Below are 14,852 nucleotides of genomic sequence, written 5' to 3'. Positions count from 1 at the left end.
ATCATGAATGAATTTACCGCTGAATTTATCGGTACCATGTTTTTAATATTAATGGGGAATGGTGTGGTTGCCAACGTGGTTTTAAAAGGAACGAAAGGAAATAATGGGGGTTGGATAGTAATTACCACCGGCTGGGCGTTGGCGGTTTTTACAGGTGTAGTGATCGCCGCACCTTATAGTGGCGCACATATTAATCCTGCAGTAACTTTAGGATTATCCATAGCTGGAGAATTCCCCTGGACTAAAGTACCTATATTTATAGGTGCACAAATGTTAGGTGCAATGGCTGGAAGTTTTCTAGTTTGGGCCATTTATCGCGAACATTTTAATTGCACCAGTAATTCTGCATTACATTTAGCTGCGTTCAGTACAGCCCCTGCTATTAGAAATAAATTTTCAAATTTACTAAGTGAAATTATTGGAACCTTTACCTTAATATTCGTTATTTTCTATGTAACAAATCCTGTAATGGGAAATGAAAGTGAAACTCCTATAGGTATGGGTTCTCTGGGTGCCATACCAGTTGCTTTTTTAGTATGGGCTATCGGTCTTTCTTTAGGAGGAACTACCGGTTATGCTATCAATCCTGCCAGGGATCTAGGTCCCAGAATTATTCATTCTCTGGTTCCTATAAAAAATAAATGCGAAAGCGATTGGAATTACTCCTGGATACCAATTATAGGTCCTTTAATTGGTGCCACTATAGCAGCGGCCATATATCTTCTTTTAAATATTTAAATTCATCTATCAATTTTTTATTAAAGCCCTATCCATGAAAGCTAAATATCTTTTAATAATTTGTCTCTTATTTATTTCAAAAAACTACGCTCAAAAGCAAGAAGAACCACAAAAACCAAAACTCGTAGTAGGTATTGTGGTGGATCAAATGCGATACGACTATCTTACCCGCTTTTGGGACCGTTTTGAAGACGACGGATTTAAACGTCTTGTCACAGAAGGATATAATTTTAAAAATCATCATTTTAATTATGTGCCAACCTATACTGGGCCGGGCCATGCTTCAGTATGGACAGGTACAACCCCTATGAATCATGGTATTATTGGCAATAATTGGTTTGATAAAGTAAAGGGAGAATCTGTGTATTGTACTGATGATGATTCCGTATCCCCGGTAGGAACCAATTCAAAGGCCGGAAAAATGTCACCGGTATTACTCAAAACCACCACTGTAAGCGATCAAAACAGATTACATACCCAAATGAAGGGTAAAACTATAGGTGTGGCGTTAAAAGATCGAGGCTCAATTTTGCCAGCCGGGCATACCGCTAATGCAGCTTATTGGTTTTACGGAGGAAATGAAGGAAAGTTTATCACAAGTTCATTCTACAGGGTTGATTTACCAAAATGGGTCCAGGATTTCAACAACTCAGGAAAGGTTGAATCCTACCTAAAAGAATGGAAGACACTTTACGATATTGAAACTTATACGGCAAGTGGAATAGACGAGAACGATTTTGAACGCGGATTTACAGGAAAGGAAACAGCCACTTTTCCCTACGATTTAAAATCGTTAAGCGGAAAAAATGGTGATTTTGGTATCATTAGTTCTACACCTTTTGGCAATGATTTAACTACTGATTTTGCTCTGGCAGCCTTAAAAGGAGAAAATCTTGGCCAGGATAACATCACAGATTTTTTAACATTGAGCTTTTCCAGCACAGACTATGTTGGCCATAATTTTGGTGTAAACTCTAAAGAAGTAGAAGACACCTATTTACGTTTGGATAAAAATATAGCAAAACTGTTAGAATTCCTCGATAACTATGTTGGTAAAGGAGAGTACACGATATTTCTTACTGCAGACCATGGAGCTGTAGATGTTCCATCTTATTTACAATCGGTAAAGATTCCAGGTGGATATTTTGATGATATCCAATTTACAAAGGACCTGGAAGAATACGTGTTTAATGAATTCAATGAAGAAGATTTAATTCAGAATATTTCCAATGGACAGATATTTTTTAATTATGAAAAGCTCAAAGACGCAAATATCGGTGTTGAAGAGCTGGAGAACTCTGTGGCTTTCTATTGTATTCAACAGACTCAGATTGATAAGGTAGTTACACGTAGTCAACTTACTGGCGCTAACTTTAGCAGTGGTATTAGGGAATTACTTCAAAATGGGTTTAATCAAAAACGCAGCGGGGATGTGGTTTTTGTCTTGAATCCTGCTACTATTGTATATTCTAAAACCGGATCTACTCATGGCAGCGGTCTTACATATGACACCCATGCTCCACTCATCTTTTTCGGCGCAGGAGTAAAGCCAGGAAGTACTACAGAGCGCTCTGAAATCCCTGATATTGCACCAACTGTAGCCAGCCTATTGGGCATTGCTTTCCCTAGTGGAGCTAGTGGAGCACCTCTGTACATGATGTTAGATCAGTAAGCTTAAATATATCGATTGGAATAACACTCTCTAAAATATTTAACACGGAATCTCCCCGAGGGAGGAGTTCAGGAAAGAGGGAAAAAATCCAAATAAAATTTACTTTTAAAATTTGAATAATGAAACTTACTAACTTTTTACTTGTAATTCTACTAGTTACTACCACCTCGCTGGTTTCCCAAACTATTGAGGTAGACAGTTTGCATAGACCGCGAAATTACCACATCCAGGTAAATCAATTTCAAGGCTATCCTGATTCTAATGAGGATATAATATTCCTTGGCAATAGTATTACAGCAGGGACTAATTGGAATGAATTACTCGGTTTACCGAATGCGAGAAATCGTGGTATTTCCGGGGACACCACCTTCGGTATATTGGAAAGACTGGATGAAGTTATTGAAGGCGAACCTTCAAAGGTTTTTATTCTTATAGGTATAAATGATATTGCGAGAAATTATCCTGATGAATTGATCATTTCTAACTATGAAAAAATAATCAGTAGGATTAAAGAAGGAAGTCCTAATACTGAAGTATTTATTCAGAGTATTCTGCCAGTCAACAATACCTTTACACGATATAAAAACCATTATAATAAAGATGAACATATACTGGCCATAAATAAAGAATTGAAAAACTTATCGAAAACCTATGATGTTAACTTTATTGATATTCATCCACATTTCCTAGACAAAGAAAATCGGTTAAGTAGAAAGTTTACGGAGGAAGGCCTGCATTTAAACGCACATGCCTATAAAAACTGGGCTAAGATCCTTAAACCCTATTTAAATTAAACTACTTAATAAAGGTAATTTATAGAGCATAAAACTTATTCAGGAATATAAAAAAAGAGAGGGCCAAAACCCTCTCTTTTTGTAATAGAGATCAACAATTTTAATAATATAACACCTATATTTTATTTAACACTCTTTCCGGATAATCAGTAATAATACCATCAACTTTGAGTTCCAACATCTTATTTATAGCTTCCTCTTCATTTACCGTCCAGGGAATTAAATCCATATTTCTTTCTTTAATAGAATCTACTACTTCTTTATTCTTTAAGAGCTTGTAATTAGGGCTGTAAATATCTGGTATGAATCCAAGTTTCTCTAAATTCTTATTTATACTTTCTTTGGATACTAAATACGCAACTTCAATATCCGGATATTTCTCATTTAAAATTTGTAAAATATTGACATCGAATGATTGTAGGTTCACCTTATTTTTAATGCCTTTTTCTTCAATTATATTCATCACCAGATCGACAAAATCAGCTGGTTCCGGCTGAAAAATTCCATAATTCTTTTCAGAGGATTTGATTTCGATATTATATTTAACCTCATCTAAATCATTAACCTGAATATAATTCTCTACAGTATCAATAACCTCACTCAATAAAGGTTTATAGGTTTTTTGAGGTTGTTGATTAGGAAATAAACGGTTTTTTTTCGATCCACTGTCGAACTTTCGAATACTATCATAATCCATCTTATAAAGGTTATAATTTTTCTCATTTTCTTTAGCTATACTATCTCCATCTGGGGTTAGCATATACAAGGCTAACATAACGGGTTCATGCGAAACAACTATTTTTTTATCCTGAGAGACGACAACATCCAGTTCCAGAACGTCAGCACCTTTCTCTACTGCACTTAAAAAAGCAGGAATAGAGTTCTCAGGTAAATTACCCCTATCCCCTCTATGACCTTGCACTTGCACTTTTTTAGACCCTGGATTATCCTTTCTTGAGTTATCATCCTGGTTATTTTCACGGTTATTCTTACAACTAAGTGAAGCGATAAGAGATAAACATACTAGTAATCTAATTCCTTTCATTTTTCATATAAATTTTGGTTAATATAATTTTGTCAAATTTCACATTCTAACAGGTTAAGGCTAATTAAAAGAATTTTACTGAATCGGAATATTGATGGTTATTTTGTAAATAGCTATAAAGATTAATTCTTCACTTTTAATACCCTAAATCTAATTGGGATTTAACTGGTTTTATAGTCTTTTGATGTTCTTTATAGATATCTTTTATTTCTTCAATGATTTCAGGGTGATGTTCTCCAATTTCATATTTTTCCGAAGGATCGACATCAATATTAAACAATTTAGGAGTTTTGTGAATTTTTGGTTTCTCCTTGGAATAGGAAGGCTTAGTTATAAAATGAGCTTTCCAGCTACCCTTTCTTATTGCATACAACTCATCTCTTAAATAATAATAAACAACGTCATTGACCTTCTTTTTTTCTCCGCTTAACAATGGCATAAGGTCTACACCATCTAAAGTAAGATCATCAGGCAATGGCGAGCCCATAAGATTTAAAATCGTTGGATACAGGTCCATCGCAGTGGTAATTGCATCAAAGGTTTGATTTGCAGGAATCTTTCCTGGCCATCTAACCACAGCAGGGACTCGAAACCCTCCTTCATAAGTAGAAGCTTTACCTTCATAAAGTAGTCCGGCAGAACCTCCTTTTTTCCCTCTTTTAAGCCAGGGACCGTTATCACTAGTAAAAACCACAAAAGTGTTTTCGTCAATATTTAAGTCCTTCAGAGTTTTTAGTATTTCTCCCACACTCCAGTCGATTTCCTCTACTACATCTCCATATAATCCCCTTTTACTTCTATTTTCAAAATCATCCGAAACATGTAATGGAGTATGAGGAAAATTATTTGGATAGTATAAAAAGAATGGATTATCCCTGTTAGCTTCTATAAAATCAATAGCTTTTTCAGTATACCTTTTGGTTAATAGCTTCTGGTTAGGATCGTGTTCTATAATCTCTTCATTCTCATAAAGTGGTAATTTAGGAGCTTTTTTATAACGTGGAGGGAGCATATCATTAGAGTAAGGGATTCCAAAATAATAATCAAATCCGTGATTTAATGGTAAATACTCAGGTAAATGTCCTAAATGCCACTTACCAATAATTCCGGTAGTATAATTTTTCTCTTTAACTGCTTCTGCTATTGTTTTTTCCGATTGTGGCAACCCTCCTGTAGATCTTGGATAGAGAACGTTTCCACTATTTTTGGAGCCAGCCATACCACTACGTATAGGTAGCCTGCCGGTTAATAAAGCAGCTCTACTTGGGGTACATATGCTAGCCCCTACATAAAACTGAGTGAGCTTCACCCCTTCCTGCGCCATTTGATCTATATGTGGCGTTCTAATGGTGGGATGACCAAATGAACTGAGATCGCCATATCCCAGGTCATCTACAAATATCACAATTACATTGGGAGGTTTTTCCTGTCCTAATAATAAGCCCTGAATTCCCACAAGAAAAAATAGAAAAAGGATTTTTTTTGAAGTTACAGTTCGGTTAATGATTTTAATTATTTGTCCTATTTTTACCAAATTTCTCTAATTAAAATTAAACCTGCCGAGAAAGAAACGGCAGGTTTTGGCTAATCAATTCCTATAATAATTAATCAGTTCAAATGATAAACTTTTATTATTTTGAATATTGCAACTGCACTTACCAGCCAGGGTTTTGCTCTAAATTTTCATTCAGTTCTAAATCTTCCAGCGGTAAGGGGTAAAGATAATCCCTGGTTTCGTCAAAATTCCCACCTTCGAATAGCAGTAAATTTCCAGAGGTACCTTCTGTAAGTTGTCTTTCATTTATATTTATCGTTGTGGTTACTTCGTCTGGTGCACCAGAGGCATCCCCATCGTGAACATATACATCATAATTACCATCATTATTAAAATCGTGAGCTCCTAATTCCGAAAAGTATATTCCTTCAATAGGATCCTCAATTTTTTGTCCTTCTTTCCATCTCATAAGATCATCCCATCGTAAACCTTCATTAACCATCTCCACTCTTCGTTCACGACGAATCTCCAGGATCACCCCTTTATTTGGTCCTTCTACATTCTCATAAAGACTATCCTGATAAGGATCGGGGTTAGCATTAGCTTCGGCCATATTTAAATGTGGTAAACCTACACGATCTCTTAATTTATTTATTGAAATATCAAGATCACCCTGAGTTAATGTACCCAGCTCTGCTTTTGCTTCAGCATAAATCAACAAGGCTTCCGCATATCGGAAAAGTATAAGGTCATTAAATGATCCTCCCGATCCCCACTGTGGTCCTTTTGGTGGAAGGGCTTTTATTACTCTATAACCCGTCCTTGTTATATCTAAATTAACTGGCTCACGTTCCTCTGAGCCATAGGTAGAAAAGTCAGGTCCTGCTGTAGTTTGGGTTAATCTAGGGTCTCGGTTTTGCATCTCCTCATAAAACTCCATAGTGTTAAACCCGGGTTGATCAGTAAATGGAGTGCCATCAGCCATTAAATAGCTATTCACCAAATCTTTGGATAACCCCCATCTTCCCTGGGTAGGAGCAGTCATGCGATAAGCAAGATCATGAGTTCTTAATCCAAATTCATAATCTACTGCTAAAATAGTTTCCGTCATGTTTTGGTCTTCCATTGCGAATAAATCCAGGTATGCCTGGTCCTCCCCCCCACTTGTATAAAGTTCATATGCACCCGAATCCATCAACTGCTTTGCCGCGGAAGCTGCTTCCGACAGAAACCTTTCATAATCATCCATTCCATGATATTTTCTATATGTTCCTTCGAATAGGGCGATACGAGCTTTTAAAATTAATGCTGTATATTTTGTTATTCGATTTAATTCTTTCTCAGCAGGTATATTTTCAATGGCATAATCAATATCAGCCATAATGGAATCCATTACTAATTCTCTGGAATCTCTTGCTTTTAATAATAGTTCCTCGTCATCCTGGTTAATTACTTCACTATACCAGGGCACATCACCAAATCGTTGCACTTTTTCGAAATAAAAGTAAGCTCTGAAAAATTTTGCAATTCCGGAATATTTCGCCGTAGCTTCGGCATCATCTACCCTATCGTAATTTTCTAGAAAATAGTTAATCCTACGCAAATAACCCCAGGACCATCCTCCGCTCCCACGGTCAGTTGGAACTCTTCGAGTCCCTCTAAGCCTATCTCCTGCACTTACACCTAAAATATTATCTGAATCCGAATCGTCCATGTACACGGATGTACTCGGCAATACATCATATAAGTCATTGGTATATGCTTCCAGGTCAGCACCTGTATTGAAAAACTCGTCTGAAGTTACTGCATCCCCTGGTGGTTGGTCTAGTATATCAGCGTCACAGCTTATCAAAAAAAGCGATAAAGCTACTAGCGACGATACACGAACTATCTTTTTCTGTATATCTATTTTTTTCATTTTGAACATTGTTGATTTATATATTTTATTAACCTTCTATCCCAAAGGGAAAATTATAGGTTGATTTGTAGGCCTGCCGAAAAGGTTTTACCCATAGGATACAATTGGGTATCCGTTGCTGATCTTCCACTCACGCTATTTGGATTGGAATAACTTACGTGAGCTCCCACCTCTTCCGGATCCAGATATTTCGTCAAACCTCCAAAACTCCATGTAAATATATTTTCTCCACTAAGAAAAACTCTTAGTCTCTTTACATTAATCTTTTTAGTAAAAGTTGGCGGAATGGTGTATCCCAGGGTTAGGTTTTTAATTCTTAAATAACCAATATTGGTTAAAAAGTGGTCATTATAATTATAAGACATACGACCATTACTTAAAGCATTATATGCTCTTTGTCTTTGTGGAAATATTCTGTTTGGATCGTTAGGATGTGCTGGATCCCATACCTGGTTTAATAAATCTTTTCTGATAAAAGATGTATAAGGCCTATGGAAAGTTGCCCAATATAAAGGCCCGTTAGGATACCAATCTTGTTTTGCAACTCCCTGTCCTATAACCGTTAGGTCAATATTCTTCCATGTCGCACTTATATTAAAACCAAAAGGAAATTGAGGTAAAGCATTTCCAATCGGAACCAGGTCCCCATGATCTTCCAGGGTATTATTACCATTGTCTATACTTCCATCACCATCAACATCTACATACCTAAGATCTCCTCCGCGCAATAGGTTCCAGTCACTATTTGATCCGTAATCCAATATTCCTCTATAAACTCTAAACAGGTTATCTCTTCCGTATTCACTTTGAAAGGCAGCAGCCTCCTCATCTGACTGGAACTGACCATCTATACGGTAACCCCATATTTCGCCTATTCGCTGTCCTTCATAAAAAGTACTTAATAAACCATTTGGATTATCAAATTTTGTTATTTCTGCTGTATTATTAGACACATTTGCTTGAGCACTTAGAGATAACTCAGAACCTAAAACCATAAACTCATCATTATATCCCAGGGTTACTTCAAAACCTCTATTCCGCATGGCAGCATAATTTCGTCTAGGTTCCGATGCTCCAAAAACGGCTGGAAGCGGTTGACCAGGTAAATACATATCTCGGGTATTACGTTCGTAAACTTCAAGAGAGGTCGTTAATTTATCCTCGAAGAATCCCATATTTAATCCAACATTTGTAGAGGTTATTTTTTCCCATCCAATATTAGCCGGCAGTGGTGAAGGTACTCTGGCATAATTACTCTGTTCACCATTGAACAACCAGGTTGTTCTCCCCATTCCAATTAATTGTCTAAAGGTATTTACCCCTACGCTTTGATTTCCCAGCTTACCATAAGAGGCTTTTAGCTTTAAAGAAGAGATGACATTTTCCAGGGAAGGCGTCCAAAAGTCTTCTTTATCAATAATCCACCCACCAGCTATAGATGGAAATAACCCCCATCTATTCTCTTCAGGAAAACGGGATGAACCATCATAACGCGCATTAACTTCCAAAAGGTATTTACCGTCATAATCATAATTAAAACGTCCAAAGTAACCTTGAATAGCCCATTCCAGGGTAGAACCTTCCATATCCAACATTTCGGTTCCAAAAGATATATTAGCTTTATCCCTTGTTAGCAAATCCTCTATCCTCATTCCCACTCTATCGCGGTCAAACTCTTCCTGGTTAAAACCAAGCATTACCTTAAAATTATGTTTATCAGCGATTTCAGTGGTATAGGTTCCGTAAATATTGATCGCCGTATAATAATCTTTCCAACGATATTCATTATGTCGATTTAAACCTTCGTTTTCTAATAGCTCGAGTTTATTTCCAGAGAGATAACTAAACGGTTTATAATTAAATGTTCTATCTGTTCTATCAATGCTATAGTTATAATTCATATTAAGCACTAAGCCTTTGAGTGGCTTTATTTCAGCCCCCAGAGTATTCGTTTGATTTTCATACGTCCATTGACGATGAGCCGCTCCTTCTTTTAAAGCACCCAGCCGACCAACATAACCATTTCCGGTACGACCTACACTAACACCATACCCATCAACAAAAGCAGGATGGTTAGGGAAAAGATCTCTCCATTTACTAACCCCAAATTCATCGCCCCAACCATTTTTCGTTCCGGCATATTGTTCATCATACCTGCTACTAAACCTACTCAAAGCATTTAATTCTAACCACTTATAAGGCTTAGCAGTCAATTTAAGCTGGAGATTGTACCGTTTCATTTCCGCATCCTGGATATTTTGAATTTTTTCTCTTTCATAGGTTCTTCCAGAAATCACTCCTCGTAATTTTTCAGAACCACCCGAAACAGAAATGTTATTTATCTGGTGGGATCTACGATCTTTAAATAAGACATCGTAAAAATCTGTGTTTCCAAAGAATTTATAGGTCCCGTCAGGTTGTTGTTCATAAAAAGGTTCACGCTCACCATTCCCCACTTGTTGAGCAATCTCCCAATCTTCGTCTTCATAACAAACGTAACAGCCACTATGATAAGAACCTATAGCATCGTCAACCCATTTAGCATATGTATATGGGTTAGTAACGAAATCGGTTCGGGTAGTATTTGTTGTAAAACCAATATTATTAGAGTATTCCACGTTAAACTCACCTTCTTTTCCGGATTTTGTAGTTATTAAGACTACACCAAATGAACCTCTTGCTCCATAAATAGCCGCTGCACCAGCATCCTTTAATACCGTTACGCTTTCTATGTCGTTAGGGTTTATATTTGCGAGATCACCTTCAATCCCGTCAATTATAACAAGCGGAGACCCACCATTTATAGAATTAAAACCCCGAATATTAATCTCTGGAGTTGTTGAGGGATCACCACCGGATGCCGAACGAATATTTAATCCCGGCACTGCTCCTTGCAAAGAACTTGCAATATCGGCTGATGGTCGAGTTTCGATATTACCCAAATCTGCAGTGCTAACTGAACCTACTAGGTTCTCCTCCCTTTGTGTTCCATAACCCACAACTACTACCTCATCTAAACTTTCTGAATCTTCTTCTAATGTAATATTAAATGTAGCTTGAGATCCAATATTAACTTCTTTAGATTCATAACCTAAAAAGGAAAAAACCAAAATAGTATTATTGCTATCAGAAACTGATAGAGAAAATTCTCCATCAAAATCTGTAACGGTTCCATTAGAGGTTCCTTTTTCCTGAACAGTAACACCAGGTATAGGCATCCCTATTTCATCAGACACCACCCCGGAAACCTGTCTTTCCTGGGCATGTATAACCCACCCGCCAAGAACGAAGGTTAGTAACATTAATCGTTTTAAAATTTGTTTCATAATTTTTGGATTATATTTCATAGTTAGGTTTGCAAATATTTGGTTTAGTTTTCACTTCTTCCCTTAATTAAAAGTTGCCCTTTTATTAATTTTATGTTAGCTAACTCTTGTCTACGCCTCACTACGTAAGGCGAAAACGATATCGTAAACCGGAAAATGTTCCCACTAAATCATTTATTCACATTAGGTTAACATAATCAAATGTAAAAAATAAAAACAAAAGAAAACAAATTAAAACCAAAAAAAGTTCATTTTTTATTTTCATTTGTTATTTTTGATACCATTTTATCATTTAAAATATTAATGAATGAATATAGAAACCTTTCCAAATAGCTTAGAAATAGATAATTCTTTAACAAAACTTAAAGATTCTAAAAAGGTTTGCAATATTTGAACAGGCCTATTCAGTTGGTAGCACGTATAATCACTCTAATAAAAACAAAAGGAAGAATACAAGTCTTTAATTGAAAAAAAATCCGCAAATAATTCAAGTTCTGAAAAGAAAAAAGTACAGTTTTAAAATTCTATAAAAAAAAACCAGAATGAAACCAAAACTAAGATGTTGTACAATTGTTTTATTATGTTTTCTTGGATTATCTGCAAAATCGCAAGAAATTACAGAATCCACTTTTGGCAATGGCCTTATTAATGTAGTTGCGAAAGATAGTTCATATAGCCTAAAATTTGCTACTAGGTTCCAGACGCTATTTTCTTCTCGGTGGACCTTCACGGAGGATGACACCTCCACTTCTGGAGAAACGAATATGCTAATTAGAAGAGCAAGATTAAAATTTGAAGGTTTTGCATATTCTCCCAAGCTTGAATATAAAATCGAACTAGGGCTTTCAAATAGAGATATTTCTGAAGGTAATGAATTTACAGGCAATGCTCCTCGATATATTCTGGATGCCGTGCTAAAGTGGAACTTCTATAAAAATTTCGTATTGTGGGCTGGCCAGACTAAACTGCCTGGTAACAGGGAAAGGGTTATTTCATCAGGAGATTTGCAATTAGTAGATCGCTCTCTTTTAAATAGCCGATACAACATAGATCGGGATATAGGTGTGCAATTACATCATTCTCATCAACTAGGAGAAAATATTCTAATAAAAAAAGCTATAAGTTTTTCTCAGGGTGAAGGACGAAATATTATTTCGGGAAATCTGGGAGGTTTTCAATACACCGGAAGATTGGAATTATTTCCCTTCGGGAATTTTAATGCGTATGAACAGGCAGATTTAGATCGATATAAATCCCCAAAACTTGCAGTAGGATTTACATTTGACCACAACAATAATGCAGTAAGAAATCGCTCTAATATGGGCAACTATATGCGTACAGATTATGGATTCCACGAGACAGATATAAACACCTATTTTATTGATGCAATGTTTAAATATAGAGGCTTATCAATTATGGGCGAGTATGCTAAAAGGAATGCAGAAAGTCCAATAGCGCTAAACTCCAATGGAACTCCAACTGGAGATAAGGTTAACGAGGGTACCGGAATAAACTTTCAAATTGGGTATTTACTTGACAATAATTATGAATTGGTAGGACGAGTTACCCATATTGATCGAAAATTCCAGCTTCCAAATAACATTGAAAATCAATACACCATAGGGTTATCCAAATACATCATAAACCATAAACTCAAAATTCAAACTGATATTAGTTTGAACGATATGGACCACAGCATTACCAACCGAACGTTATATAGACTTCAAATTGATTTCCATTTCTAGGGTAATAAGCATACAAAAAGTCATCTTCTATAAAAAAAAGAGAAATAAGTGATAGCTACGCGCAATAAAACGCGGTAGATAAAATTATTCTGAAAACTGATGAGATATTAAACAATCGTGATTTTAATTCCATGTTCCTCCAGGGCCTCTCTTGTAAACTTAGAAATCCCGGTATCAGTAATAATTTCATCAATACTATCAAAACCACAGATTCTACCAAAGCCTCGTTTACCAAACTTCGTGGAATCAGCAAGCACAACTGTTTTTTGAGATACTTTTATCATTTCTCTATTAAGTCTCGCTTCCATCATATTCGCAGTAGTAAGTCCAAATTCCAGATCAATTCCATCAACTCCCAGGAATAACTTAGAACAGGAAAAATCAGAGAGGTTATTTTCAGCATATAAACCTGTCACCGAAGAAGAGCGTTTACGAAGTATACCTCCCAGTTGAATTACTTCAATTTCTTTATGTTGATTTAATTCCAGGGCTACATTTAAAGCGGGGGTTATAACGGTTAGATTTTCAAGAGGCTTTATGTTCTTAGCTAAAGACAGAACTGTAGTACCGGAAGCGATTAAGATAGAATCATTCGCAGTAACCATTTTCGCTGCAATTTCACCAATTCCCATTTTTTCTGAAAGATGAATTTTCTCCTTTTCATTCACATGTCTATCGGTAGTATAAGGGTTAGTATGTGTCGCTCCCCCATGCATTCTGTAAAGCAACCCTTTTTCTTCGAGAAATTTTAAATCTTTCCGCACTGTTACAGAAGATACATCAAATTCATCACATAAGTCCTGAACCTTTACTTGTCCATCTTTATTAATTTTTTCAATAATTATTTGATGCCTATCTACTGTTCCCATTGAGCTGCTCGTATACTAAAGTTAATAATAGCAAAATACGATATTTTCATTAGACTCTCAAAATTGAATATATCTTATATTTTATCTATGTAGGTTAAGAATTATACTGCGAATGATTTAGACACACTGTATTTCGTCCTCACCGATTTCGGTAATTCTAACAAAGTTGTACATTTTGTGCATTCATTTCCTTTAACTCCCTATATAATAACTTTTAGGTAGCCTAAATCTTCAAAACTATCTTTAGGAGTACCGGATATTATCTCAATAAAAACAAAAAAACCATTATTTCAATAATCCGATAACGAGCTGGTTCAAATAACAAGTCCTAAATCAGGAAACGACACCCTGGGAAATCGTATTTCTTCAGTAAAAGGAAATATTTATTTTGAAAGTAAATTAAAACAGCATTAAAAATATATTGAAGTTTCTTCTCAATAATTCTTTCCTATCGATATAATTAACTTCAAAGTTTTTCTTTTCAAATCATAAAAAACAGGATGTAGTTTTTAAATATTTAAAGTGGTATTAAATTCAATTTAATAGTCGAAGCTTTTGTCCCTGTGGGACGAAAAGGTAGAGCAAGAGGGTAACGGGCAGAGCCACGTTAAGAATTACCTTTCAAAATACAAACAACTGCTTATCAGTTATTTAAGTAATTTCATTCAAGGGTCATAATTAAAAATAAGCTGTTTTATTACTAAAAACCCTTGAAACCCATTGAAAAATGGTAGAAATTTTACTAAAAAATGGATGAAGAATATAAAAAAAGAGAAGTTCGAGACTCTTAAGATCAAGACTTCCGTAGCCAAAAAGTTTAGAAGGGTCAGCCGGGCTTTATCTAAATCTCAATCAATGACACTATTATCGATGGTCGAATTTTTTGAATAGTATTTCTCCCAATGAACTCATGGGTCCAAAAATGCAGACTCTGGAAAACCTAGTCAAAAAAAGAATAAATGCAGTTATCGCAATTTTGAAAGATATAGAGAAGAATAAAGTAAACCCCACTTTAGGCATTTTGGAATCTCTAATGGAAGCTGCAGATCCCAAAAATAACTACGAAAATCGAATAAGGGACTATGAGGAAGACAATACTCATCCCGATTTCTACAATTACTTTACCAATCAAAATTTTAGCTCTATTTCTTTTAAAACCTCTTGGATATCGCCTTCCCTTTTGCTGCTTAAGGAACAAGCTTTGAAATTACCCGGAGCGCATAAACCGCAGGGCTATTTATAGCTCCTCT

9 protein-coding genes and 1 pseudogene are annotated in these 14,852 nt (G+C 35.8%); 5 read left to right on the top strand and 5 right to left on the bottom strand.

Going from position 1 to position 14,852, the window contains the following annotated elements:
• Positions 1-3: 3 nt before the first annotated feature.
• The 3 genes from BM084_RS09205 (at position 4) to BM084_RS09195 (ending at position 3,204) form a co-directional block, all read left to right on the top strand.
• Positions 4-738 (top strand): MIP/aquaporin family protein, encoded by a 735-nt coding sequence (locus BM084_RS09205; protein WP_075325036.1) that lies wholly within the window; start codon positions 4-6, stop codon positions 736-738.
• Between the two features lie 34 nt (positions 739-772).
• On the top strand, positions 773-2,410 hold the full coding sequence (pafA, locus tag BM084_RS09200; RefSeq protein ID WP_093304443.1) for an alkaline phosphatase PafA: 1,638 nt from the start codon (positions 773-775) through the stop codon (positions 2,408-2,410).
• 119 nt (positions 2,411-2,529) lie between these two features.
• Positions 2,530-3,204 carry a GDSL-type esterase/lipase family protein gene (locus BM084_RS09195; RefSeq protein WP_075325038.1) on the top strand — a complete coding sequence of 225 codons (675 nt, stop codon included), beginning with the start codon at positions 2,530-2,532 and terminating at the stop codon, positions 3,202-3,204.
• Positions 3,205-3,319: 115 nt separating this feature from the next.
• Here the strand turns inward: BM084_RS09195 and BM084_RS09190 are convergent, their stop codons facing one another.
• The 4 genes from BM084_RS09190 to BM084_RS09175 form a co-directional block, all read right to left on the bottom strand.
• Positions 3,320-4,249 (bottom strand): glycerophosphodiester phosphodiesterase family protein, encoded by a 930-nt coding sequence (locus tag BM084_RS09190; protein ID WP_075325039.1) that lies wholly within the window; start codon positions 4,247-4,249, stop codon positions 3,320-3,322.
• Positions 4,250-4,385: 136 nt separating this feature from the next.
• Positions 4,386-5,783: a sulfatase family protein gene (locus BM084_RS09185; protein ID WP_198036132.1), complete on the bottom strand. Its 1,398-nt coding sequence runs from the start codon at positions 5,781-5,783 to the stop codon at positions 4,386-4,388.
• Positions 5,784-5,904: 121 nt separating this feature from the next.
• Positions 5,905-7,662 (bottom strand): RagB/SusD family nutrient uptake outer membrane protein, encoded by a 1,758-nt coding sequence (locus tag BM084_RS09180; RefSeq protein ID WP_177195684.1) that lies wholly within the window; start codon positions 7,660-7,662, stop codon positions 5,905-5,907.
• A gap of 53 nt (positions 7,663-7,715) precedes the next feature.
• A complete protein-coding gene (locus tag BM084_RS09175; protein WP_177195683.1) occupies positions 7,716-10,988 on the bottom strand; it encodes a SusC/RagA family TonB-linked outer membrane protein in 3,273 nt (1,090 codons plus the stop codon).
• Between the two features lie 542 nt (positions 10,989-11,530).
• Here BM084_RS09175 and BM084_RS09170 point away from each other — a divergent pair.
• Positions 11,531-12,733 (top strand): porin, encoded by a 1,203-nt coding sequence (locus BM084_RS09170; RefSeq protein ID WP_093304439.1) that lies wholly within the window; start codon positions 11,531-11,533, stop codon positions 12,731-12,733.
• Positions 12,734-12,840: 107 nt separating this feature from the next.
• On the opposite strand, the gene BM084_RS09165 is transcribed toward BM084_RS09170, so the two are convergent.
• A complete protein-coding gene (locus BM084_RS09165; RefSeq protein WP_093304436.1) occupies positions 12,841-13,602 on the bottom strand; it encodes a DeoR/GlpR family DNA-binding transcription regulator in 762 nt (253 codons plus the stop codon).
• Positions 13,603-14,355: 753 nt separating this feature from the next.
• Here BM084_RS09165 and BM084_RS09160 point away from each other — a divergent pair.
• Positions 14,356-14,845: pseudogene (locus BM084_RS09160) on the top strand (BfmA/BtgA family mobilization protein).
• The last annotated feature ends 7 nt before the right edge of the window (positions 14,846-14,852 follow it).

Origin of the sequence: Salegentibacter agarivorans (genome assembly GCF_900113135.1) — a bacterium.
GTDB lineage: Bacteria > Bacteroidota > Bacteroidia > Flavobacteriales > Flavobacteriaceae > Salegentibacter > Salegentibacter agarivorans.
Note: the sequence above shows the minus strand (reverse complement) of the source record. Positions and strands in the feature narration are given on the sequence as shown.